This is a genomic window from Rheinheimera sp. SA_1 (assembly GCF_001669775.1).
Taxonomy (GTDB): Bacteria; Pseudomonadota; Gammaproteobacteria; order Enterobacterales; family Alteromonadaceae; genus Pararheinheimera.
This window is the reverse complement of sequence record NZ_LXWK01000002.1, coordinates 59,529-76,254: the sequence shown is the minus strand read 5'-3', so window position 1 is coordinate 76,254 and position 16,726 is coordinate 59,529. Positions and strand designations below refer to the sequence as shown.

The 16,726-nt window shown below is 48.0% G+C and carries 20 protein-coding genes and 1 pseudogene; 16 read left to right on the top strand and 5 right to left on the bottom strand.

All coding sequences use genetic code 11. The features are described 5' to 3' along the window. Positions 1 to 25: 25 nt before the first annotated feature. The 10 genes and pseudogenes from A5320_RS00815 to A5320_RS00780 all read left to right on the top strand — a co-directional run bounded on the left by A5320_RS00815 (position 26) and on the right by A5320_RS00780 (position 8,043). Positions 26 to 1,603, top strand: a complete 1,578-nt coding sequence (locus tag A5320_RS00815; protein WP_068059690.1) for a pyridoxamine 5'-phosphate oxidase family protein — start codon at positions 26 to 28, stop codon at positions 1,601 to 1,603. Between the two features lie 20 nt (positions 1,604 to 1,623). Then, on the top strand, positions 1,624 to 2,244 hold the full coding sequence (locus A5320_RS00810; RefSeq protein WP_082971466.1) for a glutathione S-transferase family protein: 621 nt from the start codon (positions 1,624 to 1,626) through the stop codon (positions 2,242 to 2,244). After that, the gene (locus A5320_RS00805) at positions 2,241 to 2,717 is read left to right on the top strand and encodes a nuclear transport factor 2 family protein (protein WP_068059687.1); all 477 of its coding nucleotides are present in this window, start codon (positions 2,241 to 2,243) and stop codon (positions 2,715 to 2,717) included. The genes A5320_RS00810 and A5320_RS00805 overlap by 4 nt, the downstream gene beginning before the upstream one ends. 176 nt (positions 2,718 to 2,893) lie before the next feature. After that, entirely contained in the window at positions 2,894 to 3,916 is a 1,023-nt protein-coding gene (locus A5320_RS00800; RefSeq protein WP_068059684.1) for a hypothetical protein, read from the top strand. 57 nt (positions 3,917 to 3,973) lie between these two features. After that, positions 3,974 to 4,219 (top strand): hypothetical protein, encoded by a 246-nt coding sequence (locus A5320_RS21585; RefSeq protein WP_082971465.1) that lies wholly within the window; start codon positions 3,974 to 3,976, stop codon positions 4,217 to 4,219. A gap of 136 nt (positions 4,220 to 4,355) precedes the next feature. Beyond that, entirely contained in the window at positions 4,356 to 5,222 is an 867-nt protein-coding gene (locus tag A5320_RS00795; RefSeq protein WP_068059682.1) for a DUF692 domain-containing protein, read from the top strand. Beyond that, positions 5,216 to 5,980, top strand: coding sequence for an HvfC/BufC family peptide modification chaperone (locus A5320_RS00790; RefSeq protein ID WP_068059679.1), 765 nt, complete (start codon positions 5,216 to 5,218; stop codon positions 5,978 to 5,980). Before A5320_RS00795 ends, A5320_RS00790 begins: the two co-directional genes overlap by 7 nt. 465 nt (positions 5,981 to 6,445) lie before the next feature. Next, positions 6,446 to 6,700: pseudogene (locus tag A5320_RS22415) on the top strand (methyl-accepting chemotaxis protein); the annotation flags it as partial. After that, the gene (locus tag A5320_RS22410) at positions 6,695 to 7,156 is read left to right on the top strand and encodes a CZB domain-containing protein (protein ID WP_442966038.1); all 462 of its coding nucleotides are present in this window, start codon (positions 6,695 to 6,697) and stop codon (positions 7,154 to 7,156) included. The pseudogene A5320_RS22415 and the gene A5320_RS22410, both read left to right, overlap by 6 nt. Beyond that, the gene (locus tag A5320_RS00780) at positions 7,153 to 8,043 is read left to right on the top strand and encodes an HD-GYP domain-containing protein (RefSeq protein WP_068059676.1); all 891 of its coding nucleotides are present in this window, start codon (positions 7,153 to 7,155) and stop codon (positions 8,041 to 8,043) included. Before A5320_RS22410 ends, A5320_RS00780 begins: the two co-directional genes overlap by 4 nt. 76 nt (positions 8,044 to 8,119) lie before the next feature. Here the strand turns inward: A5320_RS00780 and A5320_RS00775 are convergent, their stop codons facing one another. The 4 genes from A5320_RS00775 to moaA all read right to left on the bottom strand — a co-directional run bounded on the left by A5320_RS00775 (position 8,120) and on the right by moaA (position 11,000). Further along, complete coding sequence (locus A5320_RS00775) at positions 8,120 to 8,614, bottom strand: DoxX family protein (RefSeq protein WP_231916633.1); 495 nt, start codon at positions 8,612 to 8,614, stop codon at positions 8,120 to 8,122. 28 nt (positions 8,615 to 8,642) lie between these two features. After that, the gene (locus tag A5320_RS00770; RefSeq protein WP_197489937.1) at positions 8,643 to 8,942 is read right to left on the bottom strand and encodes a BufA1 family periplasmic bufferin-type metallophore; all 300 of its coding nucleotides are present in this window, start codon (positions 8,940 to 8,942) and stop codon (positions 8,643 to 8,645) included. Between the two features lie 46 nt (positions 8,943 to 8,988). Beyond that, entirely contained in the window at positions 8,989 to 9,456 is a 468-nt protein-coding gene (locus tag A5320_RS00765; protein ID WP_157605566.1) for a YHS domain-containing (seleno)protein, read from the bottom strand. Positions 9,457 to 9,953: 497 nt separating this feature from the next. After that, positions 9,954 to 11,000, bottom strand: a complete 1,047-nt coding sequence (moaA, locus tag A5320_RS00760) for a GTP 3',8-cyclase MoaA (RefSeq protein ID WP_082971463.1) — start codon at positions 10,998 to 11,000, stop codon at positions 9,954 to 9,956. 433 nt (positions 11,001 to 11,433) lie between these two features. On the opposite strand from moaA, the gene moaC reads away from it, so the two are divergent. From moaC to modC, 6 genes are read left to right on the top strand one after another with little or no spacing between them, the layout of a single operon-like run. Next, positions 11,434 to 11,934, top strand: a complete 501-nt coding sequence (gene moaC / locus A5320_RS00755) for a cyclic pyranopterin monophosphate synthase MoaC (RefSeq protein ID WP_068059673.1) — start codon at positions 11,434 to 11,436, stop codon at positions 11,932 to 11,934. Then, the gene (locus A5320_RS00750; RefSeq protein WP_068059671.1) at positions 11,918 to 12,208 is read left to right on the top strand and encodes a MoaD/ThiS family protein; all 291 of its coding nucleotides are present in this window, start codon (positions 11,918 to 11,920) and stop codon (positions 12,206 to 12,208) included. Before moaC ends, A5320_RS00750 begins: the two co-directional genes overlap by 17 nt. 4 nt (positions 12,209 to 12,212) lie before the next feature. Next, positions 12,213 to 12,707 carry a molybdenum cofactor biosynthesis protein MoaE gene (locus A5320_RS00745; RefSeq protein ID WP_068059670.1) on the top strand — a complete coding sequence of 165 codons (495 nt, stop codon included), beginning with the start codon at positions 12,213 to 12,215 and terminating at the stop codon, positions 12,705 to 12,707. Then, positions 12,704 to 13,510: a molybdate ABC transporter substrate-binding protein gene (modA, locus tag A5320_RS00740; protein ID WP_068059669.1), complete on the top strand. Its 807-nt coding sequence runs from the start codon at positions 12,704 to 12,706 to the stop codon at positions 13,508 to 13,510. Before A5320_RS00745 ends, modA begins: the two co-directional genes overlap by 4 nt. Beyond that, complete coding sequence (gene modB, locus A5320_RS00735; RefSeq protein ID WP_068059667.1) at positions 13,507 to 14,211, top strand: molybdate ABC transporter permease subunit; 705 nt, start codon at positions 13,507 to 13,509, stop codon at positions 14,209 to 14,211. The genes modA and modB overlap by 4 nt, the downstream gene beginning before the upstream one ends. Next, on the top strand, positions 14,208 to 15,281 hold the full coding sequence (gene modC / locus A5320_RS00730; RefSeq protein ID WP_068059666.1) for a molybdenum ABC transporter ATP-binding protein: 1,074 nt from the start codon (positions 14,208 to 14,210) through the stop codon (positions 15,279 to 15,281). The genes modB and modC overlap by 4 nt, the downstream gene beginning before the upstream one ends. An 87-nt stretch (positions 15,282 to 15,368) precedes the next feature. Here modC and moeA read toward each other — a convergent pair whose 3' ends face one another. Next, a complete protein-coding gene (moeA, locus tag A5320_RS00725; protein WP_068059665.1) occupies positions 15,369 to 16,697 on the bottom strand; it encodes a molybdopterin molybdotransferase MoeA in 1,329 nt (442 codons plus the stop codon). Between the last annotated feature and the right edge of the window lie 29 nt (positions 16,698 to 16,726).

The following is a 16,726-nucleotide window of genomic DNA, read 5'->3' as shown; positions in this document are numbered from 1 at the left end:
CGACGCCCAATTTAAGGAGTTTGTGATGCCACGTGCTTTTGCTGATATTACCTTTACGCCAAGTGTGAAAGCCGCACAAACGCTGTATGGCAGTCGTGAAGCCAATACTGGCTTTGAATTAGCCGAAGACAAACGGCAGACCTTAACTGAACCGGAAATGGCGTTTATCGCTGAACGGGATAGTTTTTATATGGCGACAATTTCCGAAAACGATTGGCCATATGTTCAGCATCGCGGTGGCGCAGCCGGTTTTATCAAAGTGATCGATGAACGGACTATTGGATTTGCTGATTTTAAGGGCAACCGGCAATACATTTCGGTTGGTAATATCAATGCTATGGGCCGGGTTAGTCTAATTCTAATGGACTATCCGGGTCGACGTCGGCTGAAATTGTGGGGAACTGCACAGATTGTGCACGAAGCGGAGGCGCCACAAGTTATCGCCATGTTGGAGAACCCAACTTATCGGGCCAGAATCGAACGCGCAATTGTGATCCGCATCGAAGCTATTGAATGGAATTGTCCACAGCATATTACGCCACGGTTTACAGAACACGAGATCGATCAATTGCTCGCACCGGTGTTAGCGGAAAACCGTCAACTGAAGCAACAGCAGACCCAGGCTCATGCCCAGCATCAACAACTAGGCACCGGATCTTTACCCCTGCAAATTACCGGCATCCGGCAATTAACAGCAGATATACGCTTATATCGCCTGGAGCCTGTTAATGCAGAGTTTTTGCCACTGGTCATGCCAGGTAGTCATCTGAAAGTTCCCTATATGTCTGCGTCCGGTAAAATTGAGACCCGCAATTATTCTATCTGTAGCCTGGACTTGTCACAGCAATATTACGAAATAGCGGTGTTGCAGCAACCGGCTGGCCGGGGAGGCTCGGTAGCTATCCACCAGCAATATACACTTGGTGCAGTGTTGCATTGTGAAGCGCCACAAAATCATTTCAGCGTGCATAACGATAAGCGCCCAGCGGTTTTGATCGCCGGCGGTATCGGCATCACCCCCTTGTTACCAATGTTGCAATGGTTTGATGACAAACAGCAAGAGGTCGAACTGCACTATACCGGCAAGCAACGTGGAACTATGGCTTTTGTGCACGAGTTAACGCAACGGTTTGGCAGACAGACACGGTTTTATACCTCGGCCCATGGTCAGCGGTTAGACGTGGCGATGATGTTTAAACAGGCTCCAGCCGGAGCTGAATTTTACGTCTGCGGGCCTCAAAGTTTAATGGACGCAGTAAAAGCACAAGCCAAACTCGTGGGAATTGCCCAAGAACGCATTCATTCAGAACGGTTTAGCGCCAGTAGCAACGAGAATGATAAAGCGGTGCTGGTGCATCTCAGCCGCAGCCAGCAGCAAATCTACGTTACACCTCAGCAATCAATTCTCGAGGCGGTGGTGGCGGCTGGTATCAAAGCCGATTCCGATTGTTGTGTTGGTGAATGTGGCCGCTGTGCGGTGAAAGTTGTCAGTGGTCAACCTCAGCATCGTGATCAGGTGCTGTCTGATTCGGACAAAAAAGACGGATTAATTTGTATCTGTGTGTCACGTGCTCAGACCGATGAGCTGACACTGGATCTGTAAAACACCATGGAGTATTGACGTTGAAATTATATGAATTTGGTTTATCCGGCAATTGCCATAAAGTCCGGCTGATGCTGTCGATGTTAGGTGTGAACTACGAATCCTATGTCGTTAATGGCAGCATTGGTGAGCACAAATCAGCTGACTTTTTAGCATTGAACCCATTCGGGCAGGTGCCTGTTTTGCTTGATGAAGCAGTGGTGCTGCGCGATAGCCAGGCCATTTTACTCTATTTAGCCTTGAAGCATCCGGCAGCTGGATTTTACCCCACAGCTGTATCAGCACAATGCGCGGTACAAAGTTGGTTATCCATTGCCAGTAGCGAGGTGAGTCGCGGACCTGGCTTACTGCGATTACATCACCGTTTTGGCAAAGTCATTGATGTGGCTAGCGCTCAACAAACAACACAACAGCTGCTGCAAGTTATGAATGCTGCATTAGCCACCCAAAGCTGGTTAGTTGGCAACTCAGTTACAATTGCAGATTTGGCGATGTACCCGTATTTAGCATTAGCACACGAAGGCCAGGTAAACCTGGTCGACTATCCGGCCATAAACCAATGGTTGGTGGCCGTCGAAGCACTTCCCGGTTTTGTCACTATGACTGGTATTCAATTGCAACAGAACAAGGTAAACCAATGACGAACACTGGCGTACGACCACCACTGCCTCCCTTTACGTTAGAAACTGCCAAAATGAAGGTTAGAGCTGCTGAAGATGCATGGAACAGTAGCAATCCAGCCGCAATAGCTCTGGCGTACACCGAAGATAGTCGCTGGCGAAATCGCCATGAATTTCCTTGTGGCCGCCGCGAGATCATCGAGTTTCTGACCAGAAAATGGCAGCGCGAACATGACTATCGTCTAATCAAAGAGCTATGGGCCTTTACCGATGCACGCATCGCGGTGCGGTTTGCGTATGAATGGCATGATGCCGCTGGCCAATGGTATCGCTCTTATGGCAATGAAAATTGGGAATTTGATGAGTACGGCCTGATGAAATATCGCTACGCCAGTATCAATGATCTGGCGATCCAGGTGCAGGACCGCAAGTTCTTGTGGCCGCGGGGCCGCAGACCCGACACCCATCCAGGCTTAACTGAGCTTGGGTTCTAAGCCAGATCTCTTGTGCTGCACCATGCCGCTGAATGATGTTCTTGCAAGGTGCCGCATCGATGCGGCATCTTTTGTTTATAGCAATATAGTATTTCAGGTTTTGGATATTAAGCATTGTCAGAGTGGCAGTTATAATAACGCACTAAGTTGATATCAATGAATGGTTGAATAATGTAATGGTCGAAAATAATTATGTCGGTTTTGGCGGTATTTTAATGCCAATGGCAAAATCAATAAACATTGATACTGTTGGTGATTTCTATCCACAACATTATTATACCTACAACCAGAGCTTAGAATCACTATCTTCAATTTTATCGCAGATTAGTTCATTGAATAATATTCTATTGTTTGCTGGTGAAGATAACGGCAACTTGTATTTGCAGGTTGGTAATATCGGGCATGAAAACTATCCATATGCCGATCAATCACATCCGCCAAAGTTAGTTTATGGACGCAAATGGCGGATTGATCGCGACACGCCAACCCCTGAAATTGTCCAGACCGCACTGCTGGCGATCCAAAAGGTACGCGAGCACGAAGTCAGAGAGTTGCTGGTGTGGCGCGATCCCGTAACTTCGGCAGCATCAACGCCGTTTAGTTGCCATCAGGATGTTCAATTGATCACCGGTTATTTACGCAAGCATCGCAGTCGTCAAACGACTGAGTCCGACCAGTCCAGTCTTGAAACGTTGATCCCTCAATTGACATTTGGCGGCCGTCAACTCAGCGTTGTTACCGAGCTGCCACTTGCTGACAACCGGTGTTTACTCGAAATTTGCTTAAGTAAACCGACAACAAAACACAGTGGTTTTATCGAATTTGATGATGCACGGGTGTCGTTGGTGCTCGATGGTTGGTCGGTCGCTTTATTTTTACATGAATTGATGGATGCATTGATCCGGATCAGTGACATTTACACCGAAAATACTTTTATGTTTGCCGGCGTTCAGCGATTTAACCGCCAAGTAGATCCCAGAATTATCGGTAAATTATCAGTGCAAAGTCGTCCCTATAAAAAGCATATGGCTGATCAAGAGTTTCTGAAATCGTTTAATCGGATGAATTATCAAGTTGATAAAAAACGAGCACCGCAGCTTGGTTCAGGTCAATTGTCGGAGCTTAACAAAGCGAAACTTTACCAACACAATGCTCTTGATGGCCACATGCCGGTTGGATATCAACGAATTGCCGGTTAATCATCTGCAGCGAGTTCGTTATGTTTGTTCAAAGCTCATAAGTTTTTGGGAATATCCATGCCAATAAAAAAATGGTTAATTCAGTACACTATAGCGTTGCCGATTGTTTTTTCTTTATTAACAGCTGTTCAATATTTAAAAGGGCAAATCTTGGAGTATTCGGTAGAGTTTGGTATTACTTGGGCTGTTATATCAATTGGTATTTTTGCATTAAGGCGGTTTTATAACTATCGAAAAAATATTAATTGTGCGCTCTGTAATGATTTACCCAATAGCAACCGAGAGTCTGGTGATAGTAAGTAAACATAACAAGCAAATGTTAATCGCCCATGCTACGCATGGGCTGCGACGGCAAAACGCATGCGCGTTTTTCCGCGCTGAATTTGATGGATATTTTGCAAACTCGTTTTGAAGTGTTCATTCTTTTCTGGAGGCAACAATGGCCGATGATGATTCAATGATTTCTGCAGTCGGTATCGGCTTAAAAAGTCAGCATTTTGATGCAGCCATTCAGGCGAGCAAGCAAGATATAGATTTTTTTGAAGTACATGCTGAAAACTATTTTAATCAAGGCGGCTTAAATCACGCGATGCTCGAACAAATATCCGCCCGCTTTGCGCTGACCATACATGGTACCGGTTTAGGTCTCGGTAATATGTGCGGTATTGAAGCTGAACATTTGTCCAGACTAAACCAGCTGGTGCAGCGTTATAACCCGATGCTGGTATCGGAGCATTTATCCTTTAACCAGGCAATGTTGAACGGTCAGAAATTTCATGCCGGCGATCTGTTGCCAGTAAGTTGGAATGAAGCATCATTTTTTGCGATTTCGGACAATATCTTAAAAGTTCAAGACTGTCTTGGCCGACAAATATTAATAGAAAATATCAGCTATTACCATGTACCAGGTAATAATACGATGCTAGAAACAGACTTCCTCAATATGCTGTGTCGTCAGACCGGCTGTGGTTTATTGGTCGATCTAAATAATTTAGTGGTCAATGCTAAAAACTTCTCTTCCGAGCCACCGGTCGAATATGCCCTGCAATGGTTAAAACAAATTAATCCACAATACATTCAGCAGTATCATTTAGCCGGCAGCAGTAATCATGAGGTTGATGGTTTTATTATTGACGATCATGCCGTTGCTGTTACATCAGATGTTTGGCAGATTTATGATGCAGTGGTACGAGATACGTCAACCGCGCCAGTGCTGATTGAGTGGGATACCGAAATTCCAACATGGCAGGTTTTAATTGCGCAAGCAGCACAGGCAAAGCAACGACTGGTGCAACCGCTATGTTAGCCGCTACCGAACAGGCCGATTTATTAGCGGCGATTACCAGTAATCAGCCAGCTTCATTGCCTGGCATCGCCATTTATCAAAGCAACCGACTGGCCATTGCAGTGCATGCATTAGAAATCAGTTTTCCAACCGTGCGCGCACTTTTGGGCGAAGGATTTGCCGGAGCAGTCCAGCGGTTTATCCAACAACATCCGTTGCAAAGTGGCGACTGGGGTGCTTGGGGGGGAGAATTTCCGCACTGGTTGTTACAACAAACTGAGTTGTTGCCCTTTGTGTATATTGCGGAAATGGCAGAAATCGACTGGCAGTTGTTCCAATTAGAGCGCAGTGCGGACCCGGTACCGGACCCGGCAAGTTTTGCTTTAATCCAGCAATATCAGCCTACAGATATACGGTTTGTCCTGAGTCCGCAGATTTTCCTCACAACTTCAGGTTTTCCGTTATCCAAGATTTGGCAATATCATCAACTTGCCGCTGCACCCTCTCTATTGCAGGAAATAAAATCTGCACTCTCTGACGAAACTTACCATGAATACCTGGTGATTTCGCGGCTACACTGGAAAGCACAGATCCATTTACTTGATCCTGCAGCATTCAACCTACTTAACATGTGTCGACAGGGAAAGTCGCTGTCAACGCTGATAGCGGAAATTGAACGCTTACAACTTGATTTCACTGAGTGGCTTAGCTCTATGCTTAAGTTTGGTGTCATTACCGGACTTTGCACCACATACAATGATCACGTACACCGAAGTTAATCATGACGCTTGCGGGCCGGTGACGGCTGAAAAAGTATCAAATAAAGGGTGGAACCTATGTTTTTCAAAAAAAAGGTCGATGACAAAGCCTGGCAACAATCGTTGGCGGCTGCCGAGTCAGCTTTAGCGCGCGAACAAGCACTCGTTGCCACACTTACGGCACAACTGAATGACTTAAAAGCAAATCACACCTTAGTGGACACCGAACGGGCATTTCAACGCGCCTTAGTTGGCCATTTAATGAATATGGGCAGTTCAATGACTGTGGTTCAAAGTGGTTTAAGTGAATTTGCCGGCAAGATGCAGTTTGAGCAGCAGCGAGCTACAACGATGCAAACCACATCCTGTGAATGCAGCGCCTCAGTGGATGTCATTTCTGGTCATCTCGGAAAAATGGCAGTTGATTCGCAGCAAGCATCGAATCGTGTTGGTGAACTTGATAAACGAGCGCAACAGGTGAGTAGTATCGTTGAGTTGATCCGTGAAGTTGCAGATCAAACGAATTTGTTGGCACTCAATGCAGCGATTGAAGCGGCTCGGGCCGGCGAGCAAGGCCGTGGTTTTGCTGTGGTGGCAGACGAAGTGAGGAATCTGGCGAAACGCACCAGCAGTGCGACAGTTGAAATCGCATCGTTGGTTGCGCAAATGCGCGCTGACAGCAGTGCCAGCCGCACAGAAATTGTCAGTTTTGCTGACCACGCCACTTCTTTTAGTCTGGATGGTGCTAAAGCAGCGAACCTCATCCGCGGTATTGTTGAACAAGCCAATTCTGCTGAATCTATCAGTAAAGCCAGTGCACTACGTGCATTTTGCGAAGTAGCAAAAGTAGATCATTTACTCTTTAAACTGCGGGTGTATCAAGTTTTATTGGGGCTGTCGAATGAAACAGCCGCCGATTTTGCCGACCATACTGCTTGCCGTTTAGGAAAGTGGTACTTCGAAGGCGAGGGCAAAAATAATAGCCATTTACATGGCTACCAAGAAATGAATGCACCACATTTGGCATTACATAAATATGTCAATGAAGCTTTAATCGCTTATCCAGCGATGGATGTCGCGAAGGTGATGACCGCCGTCGAGGGTATGGAAAAAGCTGGAGCACTGGTTATTAACGCGTTAGAAGTGATGGCCAGTTCGGCCGAGCGGCAATATCACCAACCAAAGGTTAAAAAATGAACGAAGCTTTATCTGCGCTACATCCTTACTTTAACGATCAGGATGTCAATGCGCTACAACGTGGACTACTAAGCAGTTTGTTGGTGATGGCCTGGGCGGTCGAAGCAAGAGATCCCTACACCGGCGGCCATTTATGGCGAGTGTCGCAAATGGCGCGCATCTTAGCTAGTGCGGCTGGAGTGACAGAACTGGAAGCAGAGAAAATCGCCGTGGGTGGTTTTTTACATGATTTAGGTAAAATCGCTGTACCCGATCAAATTTTAACTAAAGCTGACCGTCTCACCGACGAAGAGTTTGACGTGATCCGAACACATCCAGATGCTGGCTGGCGGCTGGTGATGGATCATCCACTGGCGAGTTTAGTTGAAGCACCGATCCGATCGCATCATGAAATGCCAAATGGTAAAGGCTACCCGAATGGACTATCGAGTGAACAAATTCCACTCGCCGCAAAAGTTGTGGGTATTTGTGATGCGTTTGATGCGATGACCAGTACCAGGCCATATCGCGCCGGTATGCCGATTGATAAAGCGTTGGGCATTATTGCTGCAAATCTTGGTTCCCAGTTTGATACCGAACTCGGAAAACTGTTTGTGGCTCAAGGTCAGGAGGGAGTTTTTGACCATATTGTGTCGCATAGCGACCATGGGATCCCACTATTAAGTTGTGGCCAGTGCGGTCCGGTGATTGTGATGCGGCGCGAGCAAGTTGCTGGCGAACATGTGTATTGCCGTTGTTGTGCGGGAGAATATGTACTGGCGGCGGATGAGCAACATAAACAAATTGCCCTGTCGACCGGCAAGTTAGCCACGGTAGATAAACTCACAGAAGTTGCTGATAAACGCTTGATTGATGAGTTGATCGATCGGCTTATTGCGGCCTCTTAACCTTAAGAAACCACAACAGCATCGACTTAAAAACAATGACAGCCCTGAGCTGTCGTTGTTTTTTTAAATCTAGGCATCACTGATATTTTTGAACTAGACGGTCTAATGAAAAGAAACCACCGCCAGTCACAATGATACCGGCAAATAATACAGCCCATAAATAATGCAGATATAGTGCAGCAAGCGCAATTTCGCTCAGACTGATCACAGCCACTATATTTACAAAAAATAATCCGAGTGCAGCAGCACGGGTAAAAATCCCAATTGTAAGTAGCACCGGCAGAATAATTTCACAGATAGTACCTAACCAAGCGGCAGCTACACTACTTAAAAAAGGCACCGCATATTCTGATTCAAATAGATATAAAGTGGTTTCCCAGTCCGTTAGTTTTGTCAGACCAGAACTAAAAAATATTTCTGCGACATAGAGTCGAGCAACAAATAACAATGGACTTTGAAGATAATTCAGTAAAGCCAATACTTTATTTGTGTGATTGATGAAATTAAGAACACTAAGCATTTTTCCTGCCCTTATAAAAGCAGAATTGCCTTCGTTGGCATCGGATGCCACCAACGAAGCGCAATGCTGCTAAAGTCATTTATTTTGTGGTGGTGTCAGACAGACCTAGCTTTGCTTTGGCCTGCTCTTTTGACAAACCGCCTAAACCTTCGCAGGTGCCTTTTGCAACCAGTCGATATTCCGCAATGTCGTTATCAGTTTTTGCCATACCAGCACAAGAATGTGAGCCAGTTAAGTTGGCGCAATCATTTTGTCCTGCCGCAGCAACACCGTAGCATTTTTCTTTCTTTTCAGCGGCTATCGCTTCAGAGCTAAAACCGGCTGCTAATACCGCAGCAAAAGTTGCGGCAATGATTATTGATTTATCCATTTTAGTCATACCTCAGTTTGCATTACACATTCATGAAAACCAGCGTTGGTAGATATTACAGCTCTGATGCTGCTTTATCTTTGATAGTTGGCCAGTTGCCCTGAGCGGTTTTTAAGTTGCCTGGGATGTCGCTTACCCATTTTGTTTGAACATCTTTGTTTAAATTCAAATACAATTTTTCATCGACAATACGCCATGCCGTTGGATCAACATTGAATTTCTTTTCCATCGCAATACCCATTGCACAATAACCACCAAACTGCGGTGCAAATTTTTCTGGGTTTGCTTTGAAAGCATCTCGATTTTGTTCTGAAGAAAACTTGTAGATCGTATTTTTGTATACGGCTGTGAATTTATCTACGCCTTGCACCGGCATTTTTTTCGTGAAGTATGCGACAGTATCATAGCCACTGATCGCAACATCATTTAAGTCAGCATTCATATCTTTGTCGGCAGCAACTGCAGCACCAGCGAAAGACAGAGCTAAAGACAGCGCAATACTTTTTGCAATTTTAAAGTTCATCATATTTCCTTAGAGATTAAGTGCCTTGTGCACAGCATCATTATCATTCATCGCTTTCGATTGAAGAATGCCGTGAATTAGCAATTAATTATTGCCATAAGAGAAATGATAAAATTCGTGAGTGGCATCATCTAAATAATTAGCCTGTTGGAGAGACATTGTTTGATGTCCGTTTTATTGATGATTATCTTATCAGTCGCTAAATAACCTGAAATTCCCCAGTGCCACAATACTGAGTGCAGACGTCATCAATTGAAAACCGAAGAGCGGTATTGAGAAAAAGTGTCATTCGCTGCATCAAATCTGGCATCGGGTTACAGCAGTAACTTGGACATGTTGGGGCATTCGTGAGAACAGGCTGCTTATAAAGGGGATTCTATAAGGAAGAGACGATAACTGGTTTGTTCTACTTGCGAATAGCAGTATGCAGCAGCGATCGCTACTACCGAAGTCATAAACAGTCCGCAGCAGCTGCTGTTATTCACTTGGATCCGCGATCAACCACCGATCCGGGAAAAACCATTATTGATACCTGTATTGCCCTCATGCAGCTCGTGACCAGCGGTCTTTCGTGCGATGAGGTCATCCAGTCGTTGTTGTAATGCTGCTTGTTGCGCATCGTACTGCAGCAGTTCGCGTAAGGAATGACTGTTACTAGCAAACAAACAGGTGTGCAGTCTGCCTTGAGCACTGACACGTAGACGATTACAGGTATCACAAAATCCGCTGGCATATGGTGCGATCACGCCAATGCGACCGACCGAATCACGATGTTGAAATTCTATGGCTGGGCCGGCGTTGTTGGCTCTGACCATCTGTGTCCAGCCATTTTGCAGCAAGTACTGTACAAGCCGGGTTGAAGACTGGCGATTTGATTCAAAATACTGTTGGCTATTGCCCGTTTCCATCAGTTCAATAAAACGGACGGTGACAGGTTGTCGTTTAACAAATTCGATAAAACGGAGAATTTCACTGGTATCGGTGTTTGCGTGCAACACTGCGTTTATCTTCACTTGCAGCAAACCGGCATCGACCGTTTGCTGCACACCTTTTAAGATCTGGGTCAGACTATCGGAGCCAGTCATTTTGGCAAATCGTACCGGGTCGAGACTGTCGATACTGACATTCACGGCGGATAGACCGGCATTGGCCCAATCTTGCATGTCGCGAGAAAGGCGGTAGCCGTTGGTACTTAGTGCGATGACTTTCACAGTAGGGATTGCTGCAATATCGGCAATAATGGCGCAAAGGTCTTTGCGTAACGATGGTTCGCCGCCGGTGAGCCTCACTTTGGTTAACCCCAAGGTGGCAAAGCCGCGCACTAAGCGTTGGATCTCCTGTCGTGACAATTCCGGGGCTTGTTCAGCTGTTGCCTGATAGCCGTGTGGCAGACAATATTCACAACGAAAATTACAGCGTTCAGTGATTGATAAGCGTAAATAGTTAAAGGTGCGGGCAAATGAGTCTCGCAGCAGCGGGGCGCTGGTTTGTCCACGCCAGGGTGATGGCGACGCAGTCTCGGCCAAATAAGAATTAAACTTCATCTTGGTTTCCCAAAGACAGTCGTGTCAGCACTGTCAAATTAGCAATTAATGCCGTTAGCTTAGCTGAGCGGCTATATCACCAGAATAGCCATGACCGGTTATTCAGAATTGCTGAATTCGTAATAATGCGAGGCGCTATTTTGCTCTAGACTGTCGTCGTGCTTGTTTTTCGATGTACTGGTCTCATAACTTCAGCGCTGTATTGTTTCCAACTTCAACATGACTCAGCACTTTGACTACATTTGTACAGTTCCATGCATTTTTTGAACGAGGACTGGACAAAAATAAAATCAGACTAATCAACGGTTTCAACTGAATAATTCGTGACCATGACGAGCGAGTGAAGAACGCGTTTGACGATGCGCTGTTGATGAAAAAAATGTACCGACCACCTGCAGCAAAAGCTGCACGTCACAGTTAAAAGGAGTCCTGCATGACTGACACCCCTACCCACTCGCTCACGCATCTGAATCAACATGGTGAAGCCCTGATGGTTGATATCACAGGGAAAACTGCCAGCAGCCGCACGGCCATAGCGCAAGCTGAAGTGACCATGTTACCGGCATTGGTCGCAACACTGGCCAATTTGCCAAAGGGCGATGCGCTGGCGTGCGCCCGTATTGCTGGCATTATGGCAGCAAAAAAAACCGCCGATTTGATTCCGTTATGTCACCCATTGGCACTGACTAAAGTGGATATTCAGTTTGAACTAGATCCAGCCCGAGGAATTGTGCGGATCCAAGCATTATGTAAAGTCGAAGGTAATACTGGCGTTGAAATGGAAGCATTAACCGCGGTGAGTGTCGCAGCGTTAACCTTACACGATATGGCCAAAGCGGCGGATCCAGCGATTGAAATTAACCGGATCCACTTAATTGAAAAAATGGGCGGAAAATCCGGCCACTGGAGACGTTCAGATGTCGGTTCATGCTGAGTCAAAGGCGGTTGCTGCGCCAATTCAAACCAAAATTTTGTTTTTTGCCGCACTCAGAGAAGCCGTTAGCAGCAGTGAAATGCTGCTGCCACAGTTGGCACCGATGCAACTCAGCAGTTTGCTGACATTGCTTGCGAGCCAATCGACCCATATTGCTGCAGCCCTGACCGATCGTGAAGTGTTAACTGCCGTCAATCAACAACTGGTCAACCAACAAGCGTGGGTACAACCGGGCGACGAAGTCGCACTATTCCCACCGGTAACAGGAGGTTAAACCAATGCCTAGTGCACCAGCCGACTATCAACTCATTTGTCGGATCCAACACGATGACTTCTCGCTGGAACAGGAATATCAGGCCTTATTACGCCCGGATTGCGGTGCAGTGGTGCTGTTTTCTGGCTTGGTGCGCGAGCAATTCCAAGCCGAACCGGCCGACAGCCTGCAAGCTCTGGAACTGGAACATTATCCTGGCATGACTGAGCGGGCAATCACTGCCATCGCTGAACAAGCTGCCACACGCTTTAACGTGCGCACAATTACGGTAATCCATCGGGTCGGGTTACTATCAACAGGGGCGCAAATCGTGCTGGTTGGTGTCGCATCTGCACATCGCGCTGATGCGTTTTCTGCCTGTGAACTCATCATGGATTTCTTAAAAAATCAGGTTCCTATCTGGAAGAAAGCGCACTTTCACAGCCAAGCACAATGGGTCGACGCTAAAGCCACTGATCAGGCGGCGGCCGCACGCTGGGTGCAGGAAAACACACTATGAACACAAGACGACGCTGGTCGGTGGTGCTTGTTTTTTGCCTATTGAGTGCCAAATCAATGGCAGCTGAACCGCTTACTATTGCTGCCGCAGCTGATCTACGCTTCGCACTAGCCGCGATCCTCACCGCATTTCAGGCGCAGCAACCAGCAGAGATGGCAATTCCTCAGGTAATTTATGGTTCGTCTGGCAAAATCAGCAGCCAAATCCAGCAAGGAGCGCCTTACGATGTGTTTTTTTCCGCTGATCACCGCTATACACAAATGCTATTTCAGGCCGGCCTGACTACCGACGCCGGCACCGTATATGCACATGGCAGAATTGTGTTGTACAGCACAGTCCATGATGTGCAGCAACTGAGATTAACCGATTTAACCGCGCCGCAATTTCGCTACATTGCAATCGCACAACCCGAACACGCTCCATATGGGGATCGCGCTAAACAAGCCTTGGTTGCCGCAGGAGTTTGGACTCAACTAACAGCCAAAATGGTCTACGGGGAAAACATCGCACAAGTGGCACAGCTGGCACAAACGGGTGCTGCCGATATCGCCATTGTTGCACTGGCATTAGTACAACAACCAGCCACAACGTACAGGGTACCAACTAAGCCAGCAGTGACCAGCAACTATCAATTGATTGATGCGTCGTGGCACCGGCCTTTGCTGCAAAGTTACACTCTAACCAAACGGGGGGCGCACAACCCCCAAGCCCAGCAACTGTTGAAATTTATCGCCAGCCCGCAGGCCCAGCAAATCCTGCAACAGTATGGCTTTGAGTTACCTAAGCCGCCGGTGCAGCCATGACAGCCTTATCCGCCGCGGATTGGCAGGCTATCGGCTTGACCCTGCGCTTGGCGCTTTTAACCACGCTGATTTTGTTAATAGTAGCCACGCCGTTAGCTTGGTGGTTGAGCCACACACCACCACAGCAATCTCGTCACCACTGGTTGCGTTCAGCGGTCCAAGCACTCGTTGCGCTGCCATTAGTATTACCGCCAACCGTCCTTGGGTTCTATTTATTGTTATTACTCGGGCCACAAGGCGTGATTGGCAGCACGCTGCAAAGCTTGGGTTTTCAGCATTTGGCTTTTAGCTTTTCTGGCATTTTAATCGCGTCGGTACTGTATTCCTTGCCGTTTGCCGTGCAACCCCTGCAACAGGCATTTCAACAACTGGGGCGGCAACCGGTTGAAGTCGCCGCCAGTCTCGGGGCCGGTCCTGTTGATCGTTTTATCACGGTGATATTCCCGCTGTGCCGCGGTGGGTTTATCGTGGCTGCCACTTTAAGCTTTGCCCATACCTTGGGTGAATTTGGCGTGATTTTAATGCTCGGCGGCAGCATTCCGGGTCAGACCAAAGTGCTATCCATCTTGATTTATGACCACGCCGAAGCCATGAATTACCAAGCGGCGCAGCAGCTGTCGTTGCTCCTGTTACTGTTTTCGTTTGTCGTATTGTTTTTGGTGTATGGCTTACAGCGCCAATTAAATCGGAGCGACCGATGAACCTGGCCCTGCGCGCAAATTGGCAACAAGGTGATTTTCGCTTGAATATCGACGCGATATTGCCCATCAACGGCATCACCGCCCTGTTTGGTCGGTCTGGCTGCGGCAAAAGTAGCCTACTGAAGTTGATCGCCGGTTTGACCAAAGTCCCTGATGCCAGGGTGTATTTTCAACAGCAATGTTGGCAAGAACGACGCCATTTTGTGCCGCTGGCGCAGCGGCGCATTGGCTTGATGTTTCAACAGCCGGGCTTATTGCCGCACCTGTCGGTACAGCAAAATTTACTTTACGGATTCCAGCGTGCGGCACCGGCGCAACGACGTTTACAACCAGAGCTAGTGCAGGATTTACTCGATCTACACCCCTTGTTTAAGCAGGCTGTCAGCACTTTGTCGGGCGGCCAGCAACAACGACTGGCGCTGGGCCGGGCCTTGTTGGCAAGTCCACAACTATTATTACTCGACGAACCTTTCGCCGCGCTCGACAACCAAAGCAAAGCCGAAATTTTACCCTTTATCCGCGAGCTGGTGCAGCATACCGGGATACCAATGTTGTTCGTGAGTCACGATACCCGGGAAGTAGAGAAACTGGCTGATCAGCTGGTGCTGATGGCCGACGGCCAGCTCGAGCAACAATTTAGCATGCAGCAGGCGTTGGCACAGCCTGACTCGCCGTTGTTTGTTGATGCCGATGCCGCCTCAGTGTTTTTTGGCGTCAGCGGTTCTGCCGATGCTTTTGGCCGTGTCCCAGTTTACAGCAATGTTGCGACGACAGATTGCCAGCTGTGGCTTGGTCATTGCAACTTCGCTACCGGCACTGAATTACGCCTGCGGATCTTAGCAAAAGACGTCAGTCTGGCGCTGACGCCAATCAGTGACATCTCCATTCAAAACCAACTTCCCGCGACAATCCAAGCCATCCTGCCACATCGTGGCAATCTGCTGGTGCATTTAACGTTGGCCGATGGTCAGTTGTTACTGAGTGAGATCACACCTTATGCTGCTGCACAACTGCGATTAACAGTGGGCATGCAGTTAACGACGTTAATCAAAGCGCTGGCTTTAAGTTGAGTGAGCTCAACCAAAGCCCGGCATCCCGAATTTCAGCGAATGCACCTGACCGTTTCAACACTGCCACAGCCATGACAGATAAAGCTTTTAGCGCCACCACGGGCTTTTGGGTTGCAACCAGACCGATTCTCCCTGGCTGACATCCCCCCGCGGCAACTCCAAATGCACCAGCGCATCACCTTCTAGCATTGACGTCAGCATTGCTGAACTATCAAGGCCTACCGCTGACACTGTGACACCCTCAGCAGTGACCTGCAGCTTTGCTCGCTGCAAATCTAATCGGCCTGGCTTTTTCTTGAATCTGCTGGCCGCTGTTGCCGGCCATAACTGAGGGATTTGCGCGGTTTGCCCTTGTAACCGCTGTAACGCCGGTACTAACAATTGTTCACAGGTGACTACCGCCGAGACAGGATTGCCTGGCAAACCAAAAAACCAACACGGCTGACCTGCAGCATCACTGATTTTACCAAAGGCAAAGGGCTTACCCGGTTTCATCGCGACTTGCCAAAAACCAATGCTGCCAAGTTCGGCCAATACGGCACGAGTATGATCAGCATCACCCACTGATACACCGCCGCTGCAAACCAGTACATCAACAGTGCTGGCCGCCTGTAAAAACAGCGCGCGCATCGCGACCGGATCATCCGCCACCCAGCCAAAATCTGTCACAGTGGCACCGAGTCTTGTTAACACCGCACGTAAAACAACCCGGTTGCTGTCATATAAATCGCCTGGCTGTAACGCTTCACCTGGTTGCTTCAGTTCATCGCCGGTCGACAACACGCCGACCCGAATTTTGGCAAATACCGGCACTATTGCAATACCCAAAGTAGCAAGTAACCCTAACTGCAGCGGCCCCAACACAGTACCCTGCTTCAATACCGCCTGGCCGGTACTTAACTCACTTCCCCGCAACCTTACAAACTGCCCGGATGTCGGCGCCCGACTCAGACTGATGTACATTTGCTCAGCCTGATCGTTGCCATTGAGTTCACTTGCCGCGCGGTGATGCCGAACCACATCTTCCTGCATCACCACTGTATTCAACGCGTCAGGTAAGACACCGCCGGTGGTGATCCGGATACAAGCCCCCACCGGCACCTCTCCCCTAAATGGATGTCCCGCCAGACTTTGGCCGACCACAGGCCATAACTGCACCTTAGTAGTGTCAGTGTCACCAAGGTGCTCCGGACAAACATCAGCAGACCGCAAGGCAAAGCCATCCATTGCCGAATTGTTCGCTGCCGGCACCGGAAACGGCGAATAGATGTCTGCGGCCAGCACCCGTTCTAACGCATCTGCCAATGTGACCTGCTCGGTGCGCTCTGCCGTCGGCAAACTATCAAGCAACTGCTGCTGCGCTTGCGCCAACGCGATACCGAATGGCCCTGGTATTGTGTGGGTGTGGTCTGACATTATTTTTCCTTATTGGGGTATGGGGATTA